The organism is Streptomyces sp. NPDC052101 (assembly GCF_040680235.1).
Taxonomy (GTDB): domain Bacteria; phylum Actinomycetota; class Actinomycetes; order Streptomycetales; family Streptomycetaceae; genus Streptomyces.
On sequence record NZ_JBFAWH010000028.1, the window covers coordinates 1 to 19,836 of the forward strand.

16 protein-coding genes are annotated in these 19,836 nt (G+C 71.5%); 9 read left to right on the forward strand and 7 right to left on the reverse strand.

Annotated features, from left to right (window positions below):
* The first annotated feature begins 414 nt into the window (after positions 1 to 414).
* Together AB0L75_RS34270 and ptsP are read left to right on the forward strand one after the other, a co-directional pair.
* On the forward strand, positions 415 to 864 hold the full coding sequence (locus AB0L75_RS34270) for a PTS glucose transporter subunit IIA (RefSeq protein WP_365189050.1): 450 nt from the start codon (positions 415 to 417) through the stop codon (positions 862 to 864).
* 78 nt (positions 865 to 942) lie between these two features.
* Positions 943 to 2,613: a phosphoenolpyruvate--protein phosphotransferase gene (gene ptsP, locus AB0L75_RS34275; RefSeq protein WP_365189053.1), complete on the forward strand. Its 1,671-nt coding sequence runs from the start codon at positions 943 to 945 to the stop codon at positions 2,611 to 2,613.
* Positions 2,614 to 2,727: 114 nt separating this feature from the next.
* Here ptsP and AB0L75_RS34280 read toward each other — a convergent pair whose 3' ends face one another.
* Together AB0L75_RS34280 and AB0L75_RS34285 are read right to left on the reverse strand one after the other, a co-directional pair.
* Positions 2,728 to 3,621 carry a hypothetical protein gene (locus tag AB0L75_RS34280; protein ID WP_365189056.1) on the reverse strand — a complete coding sequence of 298 codons (894 nt, stop codon included), beginning with the start codon at positions 3,619 to 3,621 and terminating at the stop codon, positions 2,728 to 2,730.
* A gap of 24 nt (positions 3,622 to 3,645) precedes the next feature.
* On the reverse strand, positions 3,646 to 4,854 hold the full coding sequence (locus tag AB0L75_RS34285) for an MFS transporter (protein ID WP_365189059.1): 1,209 nt from the start codon (positions 4,852 to 4,854) through the stop codon (positions 3,646 to 3,648).
* Positions 4,855 to 4,976: 122 nt separating this feature from the next.
* Between AB0L75_RS34285 and AB0L75_RS34290 the strand changes: the two genes are divergently transcribed.
* On the forward strand, positions 4,977 to 6,296 hold the full coding sequence (locus AB0L75_RS34290) for an aminotransferase class I/II-fold pyridoxal phosphate-dependent enzyme (protein ID WP_365189061.1): 1,320 nt from the start codon (positions 4,977 to 4,979) through the stop codon (positions 6,294 to 6,296).
* Between the two features lie 11 nt (positions 6,297 to 6,307).
* On the opposite strand, the gene AB0L75_RS34295 is transcribed toward AB0L75_RS34290, so the two are convergent.
* Entirely contained in the window at positions 6,308 to 8,275 is a 1,968-nt protein-coding gene (locus AB0L75_RS34295; RefSeq protein ID WP_365189064.1) for an acetoacetate--CoA ligase, read from the reverse strand.
* 215 nt (positions 8,276 to 8,490) lie between these two features.
* Here AB0L75_RS34295 and AB0L75_RS34300 point away from each other — a divergent pair, with 215 nt between their 5' ends.
* Entirely contained in the window at positions 8,491 to 10,851 is a 2,361-nt protein-coding gene (locus AB0L75_RS34300) for a glycoside hydrolase family 31 protein (RefSeq protein WP_365189066.1), read from the forward strand.
* A 9-nt stretch (positions 10,852 to 10,860) separates the two neighbouring features.
* Here AB0L75_RS34300 and AB0L75_RS34305 read toward each other — a convergent pair whose 3' ends face one another.
* Positions 10,861 to 11,397 carry an NUDIX domain-containing protein gene (locus tag AB0L75_RS34305; protein WP_365189068.1) on the reverse strand — a complete coding sequence of 179 codons (537 nt, stop codon included), beginning with the start codon at positions 11,395 to 11,397 and terminating at the stop codon, positions 10,861 to 10,863.
* A 46-nt stretch (positions 11,398 to 11,443) separates the two neighbouring features.
* Positions 11,444 to 12,253: a M15 family metallopeptidase gene (locus AB0L75_RS34310; protein WP_365189070.1), complete on the reverse strand. Its 810-nt coding sequence runs from the start codon at positions 12,251 to 12,253 to the stop codon at positions 11,444 to 11,446.
* Positions 12,254 to 12,329: 76 nt separating this feature from the next.
* Here AB0L75_RS34310 and AB0L75_RS34315 point away from each other — a divergent pair, with 76 nt between their 5' ends.
* The 5 genes from AB0L75_RS34315 (at position 12,330) to glpK (ending at position 18,466) form a co-directional block, all read left to right on the forward strand.
* Positions 12,330 to 12,776: a zinc ribbon domain-containing protein gene (locus tag AB0L75_RS34315; RefSeq protein ID WP_365189072.1), complete on the forward strand. Its 447-nt coding sequence runs from the start codon at positions 12,330 to 12,332 to the stop codon at positions 12,774 to 12,776.
* Positions 12,773 to 13,963, forward strand: a complete 1,191-nt coding sequence (locus AB0L75_RS34320; protein WP_365189074.1) for a lipid-transfer protein — start codon at positions 12,773 to 12,775, stop codon at positions 13,961 to 13,963. Before AB0L75_RS34315 ends, AB0L75_RS34320 begins: the two co-directional genes overlap by 4 nt.
* 145 nt (positions 13,964 to 14,108) lie before the next feature.
* Positions 14,109 to 15,758, forward strand: coding sequence for a GGDEF domain-containing protein (locus AB0L75_RS34325; protein WP_365189077.1), 1,650 nt, complete (start codon positions 14,109 to 14,111; stop codon positions 15,756 to 15,758).
* A 346-nt stretch (positions 15,759 to 16,104) separates the two neighbouring features.
* The gene (locus AB0L75_RS34330; protein WP_365189080.1) at positions 16,105 to 16,854 is read left to right on the forward strand and encodes an MIP/aquaporin family protein; all 750 of its coding nucleotides are present in this window, start codon (positions 16,105 to 16,107) and stop codon (positions 16,852 to 16,854) included.
* 94 nt (positions 16,855 to 16,948) lie between these two features.
* On the forward strand, positions 16,949 to 18,466 hold the full coding sequence (glpK, locus tag AB0L75_RS34335; RefSeq protein ID WP_365189083.1) for a glycerol kinase GlpK: 1,518 nt from the start codon (positions 16,949 to 16,951) through the stop codon (positions 18,464 to 18,466).
* A 111-nt stretch (positions 18,467 to 18,577) separates the two neighbouring features.
* Here glpK and AB0L75_RS34340 read toward each other — a convergent pair whose 3' ends face one another.
* Positions 18,578 to 19,183, reverse strand: a complete 606-nt coding sequence (locus AB0L75_RS34340) for an ATP/GTP-binding protein (protein ID WP_365189086.1) — start codon at positions 19,181 to 19,183, stop codon at positions 18,578 to 18,580.
* A 251-nt stretch (positions 19,184 to 19,434) separates the two neighbouring features.
* On the reverse strand, positions 19,435 to 19,830 hold the full coding sequence (locus AB0L75_RS34345) for a DUF742 domain-containing protein (protein ID WP_365189088.1): 396 nt from the start codon (positions 19,828 to 19,830) through the stop codon (positions 19,435 to 19,437).
* Between the last annotated feature and the right edge of the window lie 6 nt (positions 19,831 to 19,836).

A 19,836-nucleotide genomic window follows, 5' to 3' on the forward strand; every position in this document is an offset into this window, starting at 1 on the left:
ATCTGGCGTTGATTTTTGGCACGCTGTTGAGTTCTCAAGGAACGGTCGCTTCCTTTGTACTCACCCTCTCGGGCTTTCCTCCGGGCTTCCCTTCGGCGTTTCAAACTCTATCAGGGTTTTTCCGTCTCTCTGACCACCCTCCTGCGAGCATGCAGAAGCGGATCCAGAGATAGGATCTGACGAGTTTGGGTTCTGCTCGAGTGAGGACGCTCTCGCGTCGCTCCGTCCCAAGCAGGAGTACGACTGTACACGGAGCCTTGAAGGCCGTGCAAATCCAAGGGGTTGGTGGTCTAGACCACTAGCTGGTAGCTTCTAAACGGAACCGCCACTTCATATGACATACCCTGCTGCTCAGTGCCGTCCGGGACAGGCAGTGACGGCCCGTAAGCAGCTCCACTCCTTGGGAGGCTTCCCATGACCACCGTGACGTCCCCTCTTGCCGGACGTGCCATCGGACTGGCCGAAGTGCCGGATCCGGTCTTCTCCGGGGCCATGGTCGGCCCGGGCACCGCCATCGACCCCGTGCGTGAGGCCTCCGAGGCCGTGTCGCCCGTGGACGGCGTCATTGTTTCCCTGCACCCGCACGCCTTCGTCGTGGTCGACGCGGAGGGCCATGGCGTCCTCACCCACCTCGGCATCGACACCGTGCAGCTCAACGGCGACGGCTTCGAACTGCTCGTCAACAAGGGCGACACCGTGCAGCGAGGGCAGGCGATCGTGCGCTGGAACCCCGCCGCCGTCGAGGCCGCCGGCAAGTCCGCGGTCTGCCCCGTCGTCGCGCTCGAAGCCACGGCCGACGTTCTCTCCGGCATCCGTGACAGCGGAGACGTGAAGGCCGGCGACAGCCTCTTCTCCTGGCAGTGACCGCAGTGCCGTCACCTGACGGCGATCAGGACAACCACCGCGGCGGCGGGGTCCGCCGCACTATCGGAGACGGGTGAGATGGAGACAACGCTGCGAGGCGTCGGCGTGAGCCATGGCGTGGCCATCGGCGAGGTTCGGCACATGGGCACGGCGGTGCTGGAGCCGCCGGCCAAGCAGATCCCCGCGGAGGAGGCCGAGCGGGAGCAGGGGCGGGCTCGACAGGCCGTGGACGCTGTCGCCGCCGATCTGATGGCGCGCGGCAATCTGGCCGGGGGCGAGGCCCAGGCCGTGCTCGAGGCGCAGGCCATGATGGCCCAGGACCCCGAGCTGATGGCGGACGTGGACCGGCGGATCGCCGTCGGCAGCACGGCCGAGCGTGCGGTGTACGACGCGTTCGCGGCGTACCGGGAGCTGCTGGCCGGTGCCGGTGAGTACCTCGCCGGTCGGGTGGCCGACCTCGACGACGTGCGGAATCGCATCGTCGCCCGACTGCTGGGCGTTCCGATGCCGGGGGTTCCGGACAGCGACGAGCCGTATGTGCTTGTGGCGCGGGACCTCGCTCCTGCCGACACCGCGCTGCTGGATCCCTCTCTGGTGCTCGGCTTCGTGACCGAGGAGGGCGGGCCGACCAGCCACAGCGCGATCCTGGCGCGGGCCCTGGGTGTGCCGGCGGTCGTGGCGCTGCCGGGTGCCGGTGAGCTGGCCGAGGGCACGGTGATCGCCGTCGACGGCAGCACAGGCGACATCTTCGTGAACCCGAGCGAGGCGAAGAAGGCGGAGCTGGAGGCCGCGGCCGCCGCGCGCAAAGCCGCGTTGGCCGCGTCGACCGGGCCGGGTGCGACGGCGGACGGGCACAAGGTGCCGCTGCTGGCCAACGTGGGCGGGCCGGCGGACGTACCGGCCGCCGTGGCGGCCGGGGCCGAGGGCGTCGGCCTGTTCCGTACCGAGTTCCTGTTCCTGGACGACAGCAAGAACGCTCCTTCCGAGGAGAAGCAGGTGGAGGCCTACCGGCAGGTGCTGGAGGCGTTCCCCGAGGGCCGTGTGGTCGTGCGGGTGCTGGATGCCGGTGCGGACAAGCCGCTGGACTTCCTTACTCCGGCCGACGAGCCGAACCCGGCGCTGGGCGTGCGGGGTCTGCGGACGCTGCTGGACCACCCCGAGATCCTGCGCACGCAGCTGACCGCGCTGGCGAAGGCCGCCGAGGGGCTGCCCGTCTATCTAGAGGTCATGGCCCCTATGGTGGCGGACCGCAGGGACGCCAAGGCCTTTGCGGACGCCTGCCGTGATGCGGGGCTGCAGGCGAAGTTCGGCGCGATGGTCGAGATCCCGTCGGCCGCACTGCGGGCGCGTTCGATCCTGCAGGAGGTCGAGTTCCTTTCGCTCGGGACCAATGACCTCGCGCAGTACACGTTCGCGGCCGACCGGCAGGTGGGCGCGGTGTCCCGGCTTCAGGACCCGTGGCAGCCGGCGCTGCTGGACCTGGTGACGCTGTCGGCGGAGGCGGCCAAGGCCGAGGGCAAGAGCTGTGGTGTGTGCGGTGAGGCCGCGTCCGATCCGTTGCTTGCCTGTGTGCTGACCGGTCTGGGTGTCACCTCCTTGTCCATGGGTTCGGCGTCTATTCCTTATGTAAGGGCGACGCTGGCGAAGTACACGCTGGCGCAGTGTGAGCGGGCCGCGGCGGCGGCGCGGGCCGCGGACAGCGCCGAGGAGGCGCGCAGCGCGGCTCAGGCGGTGCTGTCCGGCGAGTAGCCGTACCAGCGTGTCCGGTGTGCCGGGTTCAGGGGCGTCCCGCCTTCGGGTGGGGCGCCCCTGGTGCGTTCGGCGTGCTGTCGGCGCGGGCGGCGCCGTGGACGCCTGGGTCGTTCAGTGGCGGTGGCCCGGTGCTGTGGTCTCGTCTCCCAGGTCGGGGGGCTCGCAGTAGTCGACGCCGGACTCCGGGGAGATGAGGTCTCCGCATTCGGCATCGGTGCAGTAGGCGTCGAACACTTCGGAAGCGGTGAGGGGTTCCAGGGCGCCGGTGCGCAGTCGCCAGCCGTAGACGCGGTCGGTCGTGCCCGGGGCGCTGGTGCGCAGGACGAGTCCGCCGGGGCTGCGGGTCGCGAGGCCGAGGGCGAGGACGCTCGTGAATTCCAGGGCTTCGGCTTCGTCGAGGCGGGTGTCGCCGTGGCTGTCCCGGTCGCCGTGCAGGACGGAGATGAGGGTGTCCGGTGGTCCGGAGACGCTGCACACGAGGTGGCGGTCGCCGGGTGGTGCGGTGTCGAGGATGCGGACCAGGAGGTCGGAGGCTCGGGTGAAGGCTGTCCTGCCGATGTCCTCTCCGCAGGTGGGGCAGGGGCCGAGGCGGGCGAGCAGGGTGGTGGCGTACTCCCAAGTGGCCTGTCGTACGGCTTCGTCCACGAGGGCCGGAACGAGGGTGGCGAGCGGTCGGCCGTCGTAGGGGATGGTCGCGCCTGTTGCCGCGAGTTCCGCGGTGAACCGGGTGCGGCTGGCCGGGGCCTCCGGGTCGAGTCCGGCTTCCGTGCAGTAGTGGGCGTAGTCCTCGGGGTCGAACAGGGCGAGTGTGGTGTGGGTGCCCTGGGCGGCGCGGGCCCTGAGGACGGATTCGACCTGCCGGAGGTAGGCGGCGTGGTCGTCGAAGGTGAAGCTGCGGTAGCGCCGCATGGCGCGGAAGTCGTGCTCGTCGGTGATCAGGCCGATGGTGCCGGCGATCTCGCGGCGCAGGACGCGTCGCATGGTCTGGTGGTCGGTGTGCGCCATGTTTCCCCCAAAGTGCGCGGTCGATCAATGCTCACTCACCGTAACCGGCGGCACTGACAATGGGCTTCGCGGGAGGCGGTCCCGGACCAGGCGGTGCTGGAGTGCGCAGGTCGCGGCGATGGTGGCGCCGAAGACGGTCCAGCCGAGGGGGCCGGTGGCGATGGCGGCGGTGACGGCGAGTGGGCCGAGGCTGCGCTGGCCCGACTGGGCGAGGCCGTGGACGCCGAGGTAGGCGCCCTGTGCGGTGTCGGGGGCGAGGGTCACGGAGAGTTCCCAGGACGCCACGGCGTGGAGCATCTCGGCCAAGGTGAAGAGAGCCGCGGAGGCGGTGAGCAGGCAGATCGCCTGGGCGGCGCCGCCGGTGGCGGACAGGGCCATGGTGATGCCGCCGGCGGCGGAGGCCGCGGACAGCGGGACGAGCAGTTTCCGGGCTGCCGCGGTGGTGGTGCCGTAGCGGGCGAGCGGCACCTGGAGGGCTACCACCATCACGTTGTTGAGGACGAGCAGCAGGGGTGCGAGGCCGTGCGGTACGCCCTCGGTGTGGGCGATCCACAGGGGCAGGCCGATCTGGAAGACGCTGTCGTCCAGGAAGAGGATTGTCTCGGTCGCTACGAACGCGAGGTACATGCGGTCGCGCCAGGGACTGGCCGGCCTGACCTTGCGCGGTGTGGTGCGGGCGTCGGCGGCGAGGCGGCTGCTGGACGGGGGTTCGGCGCAGGTCAGGGTGAGGAGCGCGATCGCCAGGAAGGAGAGTCCGTCGCCGGCGAGGAGCCAGCGGTAGGCGGTGGTGGTGCCGAGGGTGAGGGCGGCCGCCGCGGCGAGGCCGCCCAGGGCCCAGCCGGCGTTGGAGGCGGTGCGGTTGACGGCCTGGTAGCGGACTCGGGCGGGTCCGGCGATGCGGGTGGCGTAGAGCTTGGTGAGGACGCTGGAGGCGCGGTCGCCGAGGCTGCCGACGGCGGAGATCGCGAGCAGCGGGAGGTAGTGGTCGGTGGTGAGCAGGGCGAAGGAGGCGGTGGCGCGCAGGAGTTGGAGTGCGATCAGGATCCGGGTGAGGGGGAAGCGGTCGGCGATGCGTCCGCCCAGGGGTGCGCCCGCGATGCCGACGGCGCCGGAGATCGCGGCGAGGGTGCCGACCTGGGCGATGGAGAGCCCGGAGACGTAGGTGAAGTACAGGACGGAGACGGAGGCCCAAAGGCCGCTGCCGATGCGGTCGGTGAAGGTGATGAGGAGCATCCGGCGTCCGTCGCGGCCGCCTGGTATGCGCGGTGGCCGGAGGGCGGCCTCGGGCTGGGCTTCCACTGTTCCCCCTCGGGTGGAGCTTGTCTCCAGTTATGTATTGGTACATAATTGCTAACGTGGTAACACAATATGAGATCGCCGGTACGACGGCCAAGGGAATTGCCGGATCGGTCGAACAGGGCGTGGCGGAGGGGGCGTTGGCACCAGGGATCGCGCTGCCGCCGGTGCGGCGGCTCGCGGACGAGCTGGGGGTGAGTCCGGGTACGGTCGCCACGGCCTACAAGGAGTTGCGGCGGCGGGGCATCGTCATCACGCGCGGTCGCGGCGGCACAGTGGTCGCTCCGGCGCCCGCGGTCGCGTCGCGGCGGCCGCCCAAGGTGCCCGAGGGGCTGCGGGACTTGGCCGGCGGACATCCCGATCCGGCGCTGCTGCCCGATCTGCTGCCGCCGTCACGCCTCTCCCCGGGTGTCCGTTCCCATCGCTCCGCGCCCCGGCTCGCGCGGCTGGAGGAGGCGGTGCGAGACTGGATGGGGGCGGACGGCGTCCCCGTGGATCACGTGACGTTCGCGCACGGCGCGCTGGATCTCATCAACCGGGTGCTGTCCGTCGAGTTGCTCCCTGGGGACGGCGTGGCCATGGAGGACCCGGGCTATCACCATCTGCTGGATCTGGTCGCGGCGCTGGGGCTGCGCAACGTCCCGGTCGCCGTGGACGACGAGGGGATGCGTCCGGAGGCCCTGCGGGCGGCGCTGCGCGCCGGGGTGCGGGCCGTGGTGCTCAGCCCGCGGGGGCAGAATCCGTACGGCGGATGGTTCTCCGCCGCCCGTCGGGATGCGCTGGCCGGGGTGCTGCGTGAAGCGCCCGATGCGCTGGTGGTGGAGAACGACCATGCGTCCGAGGTGGCCGGCGCCGACCTGCATACCGTGTCCGCCGCGGGGCCGGCCCGCTGGGTGCATGTGCGGTCCGTGAGCAAGTTCCTCGGGACCGATCTGCGCTGGGCGGCCGCGGCCTGCGACCCGGTCACGCTCGCCCGGCACGACGGCCGGCTGCTGCTGACGTCGGGCTGGGTCAGCCACCTGCTGCAGGAGACGGTGCACGGGCTGATGACGGACGACGGCACGCGCGCGTTGGTGGCACGCGCGCGTGAGACGTACGCGCTGCGTCGTACCGCGCTGGCCGGTGAACTGGCGGCACGGGGCATCGCCTCGCACGCCGCGAGCGGAATGAATGTGTGGGTGCCCGTGCGCGACGAATCGGCCGTGGTGAACGGGCTGCGGTCGTACGGCTGGTGGGTCGCGGCAGGCGCCAGGTTCCGTGTGTCGTCCGGGCCGGGCGTCCGGATCACCACCGCCGGGCTGGAGCCGGCCGACGCCGCGCGGCTGGCCTCGGACTTCGCCGCCGTGCTGGGCGAGTCCGAGGCCACCTATGGCGGGTGACTTGCACGGGGTCAGCCGCGCTTGCGGGCGAGTTCCTCGTAGAAGTCGAGCAGGGCGAGGTTGTCGATGGAGCCGGGGTTGACCGCCTTCTCCAGGGGCGTGCCCTGCAGGAGGCGCTTGACGGGGACCTCGATGCGCTTGCCGGTGAGGGTGTGCGGGACGCCGGGCACCTCGATGATCTCGTCGGGTACGTGCCGCGGCGAGAGCTGTTCGCGGATGGCCTGCTTGATGCGGTTCAGGAGTGCCTCGTCGAGGACGGCGCCCGGGGCGAGGTGCACGAACAGCGGCATCCAGTAGCCGCCGTCGGGCTGCTCGACACCGATGACGAGGGATTCCTTGATCTCGGGGAGCCGTTCGACGACCTCGTAGATGTCGGCCGAGCCCATCCGCACGCCCTGCCGGTTGAGGGTGGAGTCGGAGCGGCCGTGGATGATCACGGTGCCGCGTGAGGTGAGCGTGATCCAGTCGCCGTGCCGCCAGACGCCGGGGTAGGTGTCGAAGTAGCTGTCGTGGTAGCGGCTGCCGTCGGGGTCGTTCCAGAAGCGGATCGGCATCGAGGGCATGGGGTTGGTGACGACCAGCTCGCCGACCTCGTCGATGACGGGACGGCCGCTGGGGTCCCAGGCCTGCAGGTCGGTGCCGAGGCCGGGTGCCTGCAGCTCGCCGGTGTACACCGGGAGCGTGGGTACGCCGCCGGCGAAGCAGGAGCAGACGTCGGTGCCGCCGCTGACGGAGGCGATCCACAGGTCGTCGCGGACCTCGTCGTGCAGCCAGCGGAAGCCGTCGGGCGGCAGGGGGGAGCCGGTGGTGGCGACGCACTTCACCGCGGACAGGTCGAAGTCGCGCGCAGGACGGACGCCGGCCTTGCGGCAGGCCATGACATAGGCGGCCGAGGTGCCGTAGAGGGTGGCCCCGGTGCGTTCGGCGACCCGCCACTGGGCGCCCGTGTCCGGGTAGCCGGGGCTGCCGTCGTACAGGACGATCGTCGTGCCCGTGAGCAGGCCGGAGACGAGGAAGTTCCACATCATCCAGCCGGTCGAGGTGTACCAGAAGAAACGATCCTCGGGACCGAGGTCGCAGTGCAGGCCGAGCTGCTTGAGGTGCTCGACGAGGATGCCGCCCTGGGACTGGACGATGGCCTTGGGCAGGCCGGTCGTACCGGACGAGTACAGCACCCACAGCGGGTGGTCGAAGGTCACCTGCTCGAAGACCGGCTCGGTGTCCCCCGACGTCAGCGCCGACCACTCCAGGGCGCCCTCGGGTGCCGGTGTGCCGAGCAGCGGGATGTGGACGACGGCGCGCAGGGTGGGCAGCTCGCGGCGCAGCTCGGCGACGGTCTCGCGGCGGTCGTGCTCCTTGCCGCCGTAGCGGTAGCCGTCGACGGTGAACAGGACGACGGGCTCGACCTGCTGGAAGCGGTCGAGGACGCTGCGGGCGCCGAAGTCGGGGGCGCAGGAGGTCCAGACGGCGCCGACGGCGGCCGTGGCCAGCAGGGCGACGACGGCCTGCGGGATGTTGGGCAGGTAGCCGCTGACGCGGTCGCCGGGAGTCACGCCGAGGGCGCGGAGTTCGGCCGCGAGGGAGCCGACCTGGCGGCGCAGTTCGGCCCAGGTCACCGGGCGCGGTTCGTGGGTCTCGTCGACGTGGAGCAGGGCGGGCTGGTCGGCCCGGTCCGCCGCTGCGCGCAGGGCGTGCTCGGCGTAGTTGAGGGTGGCTCCGGGGAACCACTGGGCGCCCGGCATCGAGCGGTCGCCGAGCACGCGCGCGTAGGGCGTCGAGAACCGCACGTCGAAGTACTCCGTGACGGCTTTCCAGAAGGTGTCCAGCTGGTCGACGGACCACTGGTGCAGGGCGGGGTAGCCGCCTTCGGCCGGGGCGCCGTGGCGCTCGGCGGCCCATGCCTGGAACCGGGTGATGCGAGCCTGGGCGATCCGCTCGGGATCGGGCTGCCAGAGCGGCTGGGGGGTGGCGGTCGACATGGGGGCGGCTCCCGGGCTGTGCGCGTCGTGGGCGTCGGTCCGCGCACGGGCTGGGGTGTGCGCGTGACGCGGCTGACAGGGACGATGCCATGTGATCGACTTCTACACCAGGGCGCGCCCCACATAGTCCGTGTCGTGAAGATGTGGTCCCGGCACGGGTGAACGGCAGTTGAACGACACGCACGCGTGGGGCGCTCAGTGGCAGGGTGAGCAGCATGGACGGTCGTGACCTGGTGCGTTCGGTGAGTGTGGTGGGTTCGGGGAGGGCGGCTCGGGGGTTGCGTACCGTACGGGCGGCGTGGCGCAGGCGGCGGATCGACGCCGTCGGGTTGCCGCCGCGGGGTGCCGAGCGGGCGCGGGTGCCGGGGCGGGTCCAGGGCGCGGAGCCGGGGCCGGGCGGCGGGCTGATCCGGTTCGGCCGGTCCGAGCTGCGGATCACCGTCGCGGTGAACGGGGCGGTGTTCTGGGGGTGGGACGGGGCGGGCCCCCAGCCGTCGTACGCGCTCGCGGAGACCTGTCCTGAGCCGGATCCGCGGGCGGTGCTGGAGCCGGACAAGGACGGTGGCTGGCGGGTGGTCGCCGAGCGGGTCACGGTCACCGTCTCGCGGCACGGTGCGGTGGAGGTGTGCACGCCCGGCGGTGTGACGCTGCGGCGGGATCTGCCGCCGCGCTGGTGGGAGCCGGTCGGCGGGGGTACGGCGCGCTGGATGCAGCGGTCGGAGGTGGCGGCCGATGCCCGCTTCTTCGGTCTGGGCGGCCGGGCGTCCGGGCCCCGGCTGCGGGACGGCACGTACCGGCTGTGGAACACCGATCCCGGCCGGGCGTTCCGTCCCGGCGACGATCCGCTGTATCTGACGATGCCGGTGCAGCTCGTGGTGGCTGACGCGGGCACGCATCTGGTGTTCCACGACACCACGTGGGACGGCTCGGTGGTGCTGTGGGAGGGCGAGGAGGGCGCCGGGTCCGGGCACGACCGGGCGGGGCGCTGCGAGGTGCGGATGGACGGCGGTCCGCTGCGCTGCTGGGTGATCGTGGGCACTCCCGCGCGCGTGCTGCACGCCTGGGCCTCGCTGACCGGTGCGCCGGCGCTGCCGCCCGCGTGGGCGCTCGGGCACCATCACGCGCGGTGGGGCTTCGGCAGCGAGCAGGAGGTACGCCGGATCGTCGCGGACTATCAGCGGCACGGGCTGCCGCTGGACGCCGTGCACCTGGACATCGACCACTACGACGACCACCAGGTGTTCACGGTCGACCAGGAGCGTTTTCCGAAGCTGCCGCGACTCGCCGAGGAGCTGCGGCGGGACGGGATCCGGCTGGTGTCGATCGTCGATCCGGCCGTGAAGGCTGCCCCGGGCAATGCCGTGTACGACAGCGGTAGGGCCGTGGACGCGTTCGTGCGGGACTCCTCGGGGCGCACGGTGCGCGGGGTGGTGTGGGCCGGCGAGTCGGCCTTTCCGGACTTCACGCGCGCGGGCGTGCGCAAGTGGTGGGGCGGGCTGTACGAGGAGCGGCTGGGGCAGGGTTTCGCGGGGTTCTGGCACGACATGAACGAGCCGACGTCGTTCAACGCCTTCGGTGAGCCGACCCTGCCGCGTTCGGCCCGGCACGCCCTGGAGGGGCGCGGGGGCGACCACCGGGAAGCGCACAACGTGTACGCGCTGTGCATGGCCCGGGCCGGCTACGAGGGGCTGCGCGAGCTGGCGCCCCGGCAGCGGCCGTTCCTGTTCTCCCGGTCCGGCTGGGCGGGGCTGCAGCGGTACGGGGGCACCTGGTCCGGGGACGTGGCGACGGGCTGGCCGGGGCTGCGGGCGTCGCTGTCGCTGGTGCTGGGGCTCGGGCTGTGCGGGGTGCCGTACTCGGGGCCGGACGTGGGCGGTTTCGACGGCAGCCCGTCACCGGAGCTGTATCTGAGGTGGTTCCAGCTCGGCGCGTATCTGCCGCTGTTCCGCACCCACGCGAGTCTGCGGGCGGGGCGCAGGGAGCCCTGGGAGTTCGGCGCCGAGGCGCTGGAGCACGCGCGCGTGGCGCTGCTCGAACGGCGGCGGCTGCTGCCCTACTTCATGACGCTGGCGCATCTGGCCCGGCGCACCGGCGCGCCCTATGTGCGGCCGCTGTGGTGGGGGGCGCCGGAGGACCGGGCGCTGCGTGACTGCGAGGACACGTTTCTGCTCGGGGACGGTCTGCTGGTGGCTCCGGTGCTGGACCCGGGTGCCGACCGGCGTGCGGTGCAGCTGCCGCGGGGGCGCTGGTACGACACGGCGACGGAGAAGGCGTACGAGGGGCCGGCGCAGGTTCTCGTGGACGCGCCGCTGTCGCGGATACCGGTGTTCGCGCGTGCGGGTGCGGTCATCCCCGTGCGCGGTGCCGACGGCGGCCTGGAGCTGGAGGTGTGGGCACCGGCGCGTGGCCGGACGGGAGGCGGTCTGGTGGTGCCGGACGCGGGCGACGGGTGGGACGAACCGGAGATCGAACGCTATGTCGCCCGCCGGCAGGGCCGCGCGGTGGTGGTCACCCGGGAACGGGAGGGCGGTTCCGTAGAGCCGCCCTGTCCGGTGCGGGTGCGCGGGCTGGACTGAGCGCGCGGCTCAGCCGTACCGGCCCTCGAACCAGGCCCGTACGGCCACGGTGTGCAGCGGGAAGGCGAGTTCCTCGGGCCGGCGCAGCAGCCGCCAGCCCTCGGTCTCGTCCGTGGGGTGGGCGGGCGGGAGTCCGTCCGCCGGGCGCTCCGGGAGGAGTCCGAACAGCAGCAGGTGGCCGTCGGGCGAACTCATCGCGTCCACGAGCCGTACGTCGCGCGGGGCCGCGTCGATGCCGGTCTCCTCCTTGAGTTCGCGTACGACGGCCTGCTTCCACTCCTCCCGGTCGTCGATGTAGCCGCCGGGCAGGGCCGTGCCTCCGCGCGCGGGAGCGATGGTGCGGGTGATGACGACGAGGGCGGTGCCCTTGGTGTCGTACACGGGCTGGAGCGCGATCGCGACCGGCAGCGGATTGCGGTAGGCGACGGTCCCGCAGGACGTGCAGGTGCGCGGCCAGCCGGAAATGCCCTCTCCGTAGGGCGCTCCGCAACCCGAACAGTGCGAGTTCGGTACGGAGTTGGCAGTTGGATGATGAGTTTCGGACACGCGCGGACTGTATCCGATCAGAAGAAGGGCGTCTTCCGCAGGCGGCTCAGTCCGCGCCGATGAGCGACTTCCGGGACACGGGGAAGTCGAAATAGGTGTCCGGATAGGGCTCGGGCTTGTATGTGTAGTGCCACCACTCCTCGGCGAGGTTCACGAATCCGAGGCTCTCCAGGGTGTCCTTGAGCAGCAGGCGGTTGGTGCGCTGTTCGCCCTGGATGCGCGGGTCGAGCGTGTGCGCGAGGGTGTCGAAGCAGTCGAATCCGGTGCCCATGTCGATGGAGTTGTCGGGGAATCGATCACCTTTGGGCGCGTAGCACGGCATCAGCGGCTCTCCCGGGTGGTACGGCCGGGTCGGCCTCGCGGGGAGTCTCACCATCGTGAGGTCCATGGTCGAGCCGCGGCTGTGGCCGGACTTCTCGGCGATGTAGCCGTCCTCGAAGAGGCGGGTCTTGTCGACGTTCGGGTAGAACTCGCCCTTCATCGCCTGGTCGTCGAGGTCCTCGGCCCAGCGGACGAAGTGGTTCACGGCGCGCTGGGGCCGGTAGCAGTCGTACACCTTGAGGGTGTAGCCCTTGCGCAGCAGTGTGAACTGCGCCTTGTGGAGCGCTTCGGCGGCGGGGCGGGTGAGGATGCAGATCGGCTGCTCGTAGCCGTCGATGCGCCGGCCGACGAAGTTGTGCGGGGTGAAGTAGCGCATCTCCTGGAGGATCGTCGGGTCCACGGATCTCAGGGCCACGAAGTCCTTCGGGGCCTTGGGCTCCGGCTTCGCCTGAGCGGTGGCGGAGGCGGCGGTCACGGCCAGCGCGGCGGCGAGGGCGGTGACGAGACCGCGCACTGCGCGGGTGAGTCGGGTCATGTCTGCGCCCTGCCCATTTCCGGATGCCCGTGACACACTTCTGACGCTCCGTCAGATTATCCGCCAGGGAGGGACTTTGCCTCGGACACGCACGCCGGCGGTCGCCGGCTGGTTCACCGGAGACGGAGACGACTTCCGGCTCCTGGGCACCCGCTGCTCGGCATGCGCCACGGTGTTCTTCCCGCGCGAGGACGTCCACTGTCGCAATCCGTACTGCACAGGGGGCCCAGTGGAGGAGGTACCTCTCTCACGAAGGGGGCGAATCTGGTCGTACACGGACGCCCGATACCGTCCGCCGTCACCCTATGTGAGTAGTCCGGAACTTCCGTGGGAGCCGTACGCGTTGATCGCGGTGGAGCTGGTGGCCGAGCGGATCGTGGTGCTGGGGCAGGCGGCTCCCGGGGTCACCGTCGCCGATCTGACGGTGGGCATGGAGGTGGAGGTCGTCCCCGGAGTGCTGCACGAGGACGCGGAGACGACCTGGACGACCTGGCACTGGCGGCCGACGGAGGTGAGGGCATGACGACGGACGTGGCGGTGCTCGGCGCCGGCATGCACCCATGGGGCAAGTGGGGCCGCTCCTTCGTGGAGTACGGGACGGCGGCGGCCCGCGCCGCGCTCGCGGACGCCGGCGTCGACTGGAGCGACGTCGGCTCGGTCGTGGGCGCGGACACGGTGCGCGGTGGCTATCCCGGGTATGTGGCGGGCGCGACGTTCGCCAAGGCCCTCGGCTGGCAGGGGGCCAGAGTCGCCAGTGTGTACGCGGCATGCGCCTCCGGGGCGCAGGCGATCGCCACGGCGCGGGCGCAGATCCTGGCCGGGCTCGCGGACGTCGTCCTCGTGGTGGGGGCGGACGCGGCACCCAAGGGCTTCTTCCGGCCGGCGGGCGGAGAGCGTCCCGACGATCCGGACTGGCTGCGCTTTCACCTGCTGGGCGCGACGAATCCGACGTACTTCGGGCTGTACGCGCGGCGCCGGATGGCGGTGCACGGGGACACACCGCGGGACTTCGCGCTGGTCAAGGTGAAGAACGCCGCGATGGGCGCGCTCAACCCGTACGCCCGCTACCGCAAGCGGGTCACCGCCGAGGAGGTCGCCGCCTCCGCGGTGGTCGCCGATCCGCTGCGGCTGCTCGACATCTGCGCCACCTCCGACGGCGGCGCGGCCCTGGTGCTCTCCAGCATGGACTTCGCACACCGGCACGGCGCGCCCCGGCCGGTGCGGATCCGCGCGGTGTCGACCGTGACCCCACGCTTCCCGAACACGCTGCTGGACCTGCCGGACATCGCCACGGACTGCGCGGCCGCCGTGGAGCCCGCGGGTAAGACCTTCAGAGCGTCCATCGCCCGGGCGGCCTACGAGGAGGCGGGCATCGGCCCCCGGGACCTGTCCCTGGCCGAGGTGTACGACCTGTCCACCGCGCTGGAGTTGCAGTGGTACGAGGATCTGGGGCTGTGTGGCGAGGGCGAGGGGGCGAAGCTGCTGCGGGAGGGCGCGACGGCCCCGGGCGGCCGCATACCCGTCAACGCCAGTGGCGGACTGGCCTCCTTCGGGGAGGCGGTGCCGGCCCAGGCCATCGCCCAGGTATGTGAGCTGACCTGGCAGTTGAGAGGCACGGCGGGCGAGCGGCAGATCGCCGGGGCACGCGTGGGGATCTCCGCCAACCAGGGGCTGTTCGGGCATGGATCATCGGTGGTCGCGGTGCGGTGACGCAGACCGACGGAGAAGAGGGGGAGAGCATCGTGTGACGGCAGCGACTACAGAGGTTGCCCACGCTGCGTGACCACCCCGGAATCCTGCGTGAACGTCTCATGAACTGGGCCTGGGCGCATCCGGGCAGCGCCATCATGCTCCCGTGCACTCCTGGACGGACACTCTCCGCTTCGCCTTCCAACCGGTGGTCAACCTGAGTACGGGCGCGGTCGCCGCACTGGAGACACTCGCCCGCCCGGAGACCGGCGACGTCCTGGCCGAGGCCCGCCGTGACCCCGAACTCGACTCGAAACTCACGGTGTTGGCGCTTCGCACCGCGACCCACAAGGAGACCCTGCTGCCGCTGCATCTCAACGTGTTCGCAGCCACGCTCGCCGACCTCGGCGGCCTCACCCCGCTGCACGACGCCGTGCGCGCGGCCGGGCGGCTGCCCTGGGAGGTGACGCTGGACGTCGTCCCGCCCTATACGCACGTGCCGCAACAGGCACTGCTGGAGGCGGTGGCGGCACTGCGCGAGCAGGGGTTCCGGATCAGCGCGGACGGCATCGGGGACGGCGACGTACCGCTCCGGCTGCTCACCGACCTCTCCCCCGACCTCGTCAAGCTCGACGCCTCGCTGCTGTCCCGGCCGGCCGCGGTGCGGGCGATGCGGACACTCTGCGAGGAGCTGGGAGCCCTGGTCGCGGTGGAGGGGGTCGAGACCGAACTGCAGTACGCGGCCGCGCTGTCGGCCGGGGCGCAGCTGGCCCAGGGCGAGCTGTTCGCGCCGCCGGCCCGGATTCCCGCCGCGGACGTATACGTTCCGCCCCGCTCCCCCGGCGCTGTCGCCATGCCCCGGTCGGGGCCGTCGGTGCGGGAGTTCGTGCGTCCGGCCGCCGTACTGCCGGTGACCGCCTCGGCGGGGCAGGTGCGGGCGCTGCTGACCGGATCGCCGGACGTCTCCGGTGTGCTGCTGGTGGACCAGGCCGGCAGGCCCGTGCGGTCGGTGCACCGCTCGCGCTTCCTGCTGTCGCTGTCCGGCCGGTACGGGCATGCCCTGTACGCCGACCGGCCGGCCTTCAAGCTGGGGGACGCGCCCCGCATGGTCGGCGTCGACGCCACCGCCTGGCAGGTGCTGGACGTCGTCGCGATCGGCGGCCGGGACCGGACCTCCGACGATGTCGCGGTGGTCGACGGGCGCGGGCGATGCGTGGGTGTCGTACGGCTCGCGGACCTGGTGCGGGCGCTGGCCGAGAGCCGGGTGGAGGAGGCCGCCGGGCTCAATCCGCTGACCCGGCTGCCGGGTTCGGACGCGATCACGAGCGAGGTGGACCGCTGGATCGCGGACGGCCGGACCTTTGCGCTCAGCTGGCTGGACATCGATCACTTCAAGCAGGTCAACGACGGTGCCGGGTTCGCCGCCGGCGACGAGCTGATCCGGTCGGTGGGGCGGGCGCTGCAGCAGGCGGTCTCGGGGCACGCGCGCGTGGGGCACATCGGCGGGGACGACTTCCTGGTGCTGGCCGAGGAGGCGGCGCTGGATCCGCTGGTGGGCTCGGTGCTCGACCTGCCCTGGACCGCGGGAGACCGGGCGGTCACGCTCTCCCTCGCGACCGTCGTGTGCGCACCGGGAAGCGTGGGCGACCACCGCCAGGCCGCCGCCCAGCTCGCTCCGCTGAAGCGGGCGGCCAAGGCGCTGCGCGGGGCGAGCTGGGTGCTCGGACGCGCCGGGCTGCCCGGTCACGAGGTGCGGCGGGGTCCGGGGGCAGCGCCGGCGCAGGCCGGATGCGCGGCCGCCGAGCCACGGTGGTGAACGTCCTTCCTGTACATGCCCGTTGAGGCCGGGCAGCGGCGGCACGGCCGCCGGGCGAGTCGCTGTCACCGTCGCCGTCGGCAACCTTGACGCCCCCGTGACACCGGTGAACACTTCCCGGTGTCAGCCGACATCGCCGTACATTCTCGGCGTTATCAGGCACTGTGCCACGGGTCTGTCCTGTTCGACGGCCCGTCCCTCCCCGGTGATGCGGCTGCGACGGCACGCTCGTCACGGACGCCGGACGGGGCGCGGGGCTCCCTGCCTTCGGCTGACGTCAGCAAGGGAACGTTCCTGCACGGAGAGCCGGGGCCGAGCGCCCCCGACCGGCGCCAAGGGAGCCGCCATGAGCAACGGAGACATCTTCGTCGGCGAAGTCATCGGCACCGCGATCCTCATCCTGTTCGGTGCCGGTGTCTGCGCCGCCGTCACCCTCAGACACTCCAAGGCGCGGGCCTCGGGCTGGGTCGTCATCGCGTTCGGGTGGGGCTTCGGCGTCCTCGCGGGCGCGTACACCGCGGCCCCCCTCTCCGGTGGCCAGCTCAATCCCGCGGTCACCATCGGCATCGCCGTGGACACCGGGAAATGGGGCAAGGTCTGGGTCTATCTGCTGGGCGAGATGGTCGGCGCGATGCTGGGCGCCGTCCTCGCCTACCTGGTGTATCTCGCGCAGTTCCAGGCCAACGTCCGCAAGGAGGGCACGAGCGGGGACCCCGACGACGAGCCGCTGCCGACCCTCGGCATCTTCTCGACCATCCCGGAGATCCGGAACCCGGTCGCCAACCTCATCACCGAGATCATCGCGACGATGGCCCTCGTGCTGCCCATCCTCGCCTTCGGGCTGACGAAGGGGCTCGGCGAGTCCGGCACCACGGTGCTGATCGTCTCGCTGCTCGTCGTGGGTATCGGCCTCTCCCTCGGCGGGCCCACCGGCTATGCCATCAACCCGGCCCGTGACCTCGGCCCGCGCATCGTGCACACCTTCCTGCCGATCCCGAACAAGGGCACCTCCGACTGGGGTTACTCCTGGATCCCGGTGGTCGGACCGCTGATCGGCGGGGCGCTCGCGGGCCTCGTCTACCACGCGGCCTTCTGACGGCCCGTACGCCGCTCTCCGGCCCCGGACGCCGCCTTGCCACTCGCACGTGCCCCTCTGACCAGCGACCCGACCCAGCGACCCAGGGACAGCCATGACGGACACCGCCGACACCTACGTCGCCGCCATCGACCAGGGCACCACGTCCAGCCGCTGCATCGTCTTCGACCACAGCGGCGCGATCGTCGCCGTCGACCAGCGCGAGCACCGCCAGATCTTTCCCAAACCCGGCTGGGTGGAGCACGACGCCACCGAGATCTGGTCCAAGGTGCAGGCCGTGGTGGCCGGAGCGCTCGCCAAGGCCGGGCTGCGCGCCGGCCAGCTCAGCGCGCTCGGCATCACCAACCAGCGGGAGACGACGGTCCTGTGGGACCGTGCCACGGGCAAGCCCGTGCACAACGCGATCGTCTGGCAGGACACCCGTACCGCCGCGCTCTGCTCCGAACTGGGCGGCGCGGACGGCCAGGACCGCTTCCGCGAGCAGACCGGGCTGCCGCTCGCGAGCTACTTCTCCGGGCCCAAGGCGGCCTGGCTGCTCGACCATGTGCCCGGTCTGCGGGAGCGGGCCGAACGCGGGGAGATCGCCTTCGGCACCATCGACTCCTGGCTGATCTGGAATCTCACCGGCGGCCCCGACGGCGGCCGGCATGTCACCGACGTCACGAACGCCGGCCGCACCATGCTCATGAACCTGGAGACGCTCCAGTGGGATCCGGCCATTCTGTCCGCCATGAACGTGCCCCAGGCGGTCCTGCCCGAGATCCGGTCCTCCGCCGAGGTGTACGGCACGGCGGTCGGGCAGCTCGCCGGGGTGCCCGTCGCCTCCGCGCTGGGCGACCAGCAGGCCGCCGTCTTCGGGCAGGCCTGCTACGACGTGGGCACCGCGAAGAACACCTACGGCACCGGCAGTTTCCTGCTGCTGAACACCGGCAACCGGCCGGTGCCGTCCAAGAGCGGGCTGCTGACGACGATGGGCTACAAGATCGGCGCGGAGGCGCCGGTGTACTGCCTGGAGGGTTCCATAGCGATAACGGGCGCGCTGGTCCAGTGGTTCCGCGATCAGCTCGGGATCATCCGCGACGCCGACGAGATCGAGACGCTGGCGGCGAGCGTCGAGGACAACGGCGGCGCCTACATCGTGCCCGCGTTCTCGGGCCTGTTCGCGCCCTACTGGCGCTCCGACGCGCGCGGTGTGGTCACCGGCCTCACCCGGTACGTCACCAAGGCACATCTCGCGCGCGCCGTGCTGGAGGCGACGAGCTGGCAGACCCGGGAGGTCGTGGACGCGATGTATCAGGACTCCGGGGTCCGGATCTCCACCTTGAAGGTCGACGGCGGAATGACGAAGAACAACCTGCTCATGCAGCACCAGGCGGATGTCCTCGGCGTGCCGGTGATCCGGCCCCGGGTGTCGGAGACGACCTGTCTGGGTGCCGCCTACGCGGCCGGTCTGGCGACGGGAGTGTGGAACGACCTGGACGAGCTGAAGTCGCACTGGCAGCGGGACGCGGAGTGGACGCCGGCGATGGAGTCGTCGGCGCGCGAGCGCGAGTACCGCAACTGGCGCAAGGCCGTGGAGAAGAGCTTCGGCTGGCTGGAGGAGGACGCGTAGCAGTTCGTGGCACGCGCGCGTGAGGGCTCCTCGACGGACCACGGCCCGTACCCCGGTCGGCGGGGGTACGGGCCGTGCCCGTGGGGCGGCCGAGGGGACCGCGCGCCCCGGTCAGCCGAGCGCGGCCTGGCGGCGGTCCGTCGCGTGGTCCATCGCGTGCTGGACGACTCCGATGAGCACCTCCTTGACCGACCCCCGATCACGGGCGTCGGTCAGCAGGACAGGTACGTCGTCGTCCAGGTCGAGGGCCTGCCGTACGGTCTCGGCCGGGTAACGGTCCGCTCCCTCGAAGCAGTTGACACCGACGAGGAAGGGTATGGAGCGCCGCTCGAAGTAGTCGACGGCGGCGAAGCAGTCCTCCAGTCGGCGGGTGTCGGCGAGGACGACGGCGCCGAGCGCACCCTCGGACATTTCGTCCCACATGAACCAGAACCGTTCCTGCCCCGGTGTGCCGAAGAGGTAGAGCACCAGGTCCTCGCGCAGGGTGATACGGCCGAAGTCCATGGCCACGGTGGTGGTGTGCTTCGCCTCCACGCCGTTGGTGTCGTCGACCGGGCGGCCGGCCTCGGAGAGCTGTTCCTCGGTGCGCAGCGGCCTGATCTCGCTGACCGCCCCGACCAGGGTCGTCTTGCCCACGCCGAAGCCGCCGGCCACCAGGATCTTGAGCGTGACGGGCTCGACCGGGGGCTTGCCGCGCTCAGAACGCCCGAGGATCATCGGTCTCTTCTCCTGCTTGATCGGGGTCGGGCGACGGCCGGCCGTGGCCGCCGCCAGGGGTTTTCGATGCCGCGTAGGCCGCCCGGGCCGAGACCGGTGACCGAGCAGCCGGCTCGGCCCGACGGGTCGGCGGTGGCGCCGCCCCGTTGGACGGCGGTGTCCTCGGGACGGACCGGCAGGTGCCGTGCCAGGACTCCGAGTCCGTGCGGCGGATGCCGGTCTGTCACGTCAGCACTCCGTTCCCGGGCCCGTCACAGCGCCCGGAGGCCGTTGATCACGTCACGCAGAATGCTCTCGTCCGGCAGTTCGGCCGGGGGCACCGGGCGCGTGACATGAACGAGTTCCGCGTGCACGAGATCGCCGATGAGGACCCGCACCACGCCGATCGGCAGGGCGAGTTCGGCGGCGAGTTCGGCGACCGACTGCGGTGCGTCGCGGCAGAGTCCGACGATCTCCACGTGCTCGGGCGACAGCGTCGGATCCGCCTCCGGGTCGCCCACGTGCGGTTCCGTGACGACCACCGCGATCAGATCGAGCCGGTGCTGGGCCGGGCTCGTGGTCCGGCCGCGCGTCATGGCGTACGGACGCACGACCGGTCCGGCCTCGTCGTCGAACCAGTGGTTTCTCACCTGACCGTCTGTGCTCATGTCATC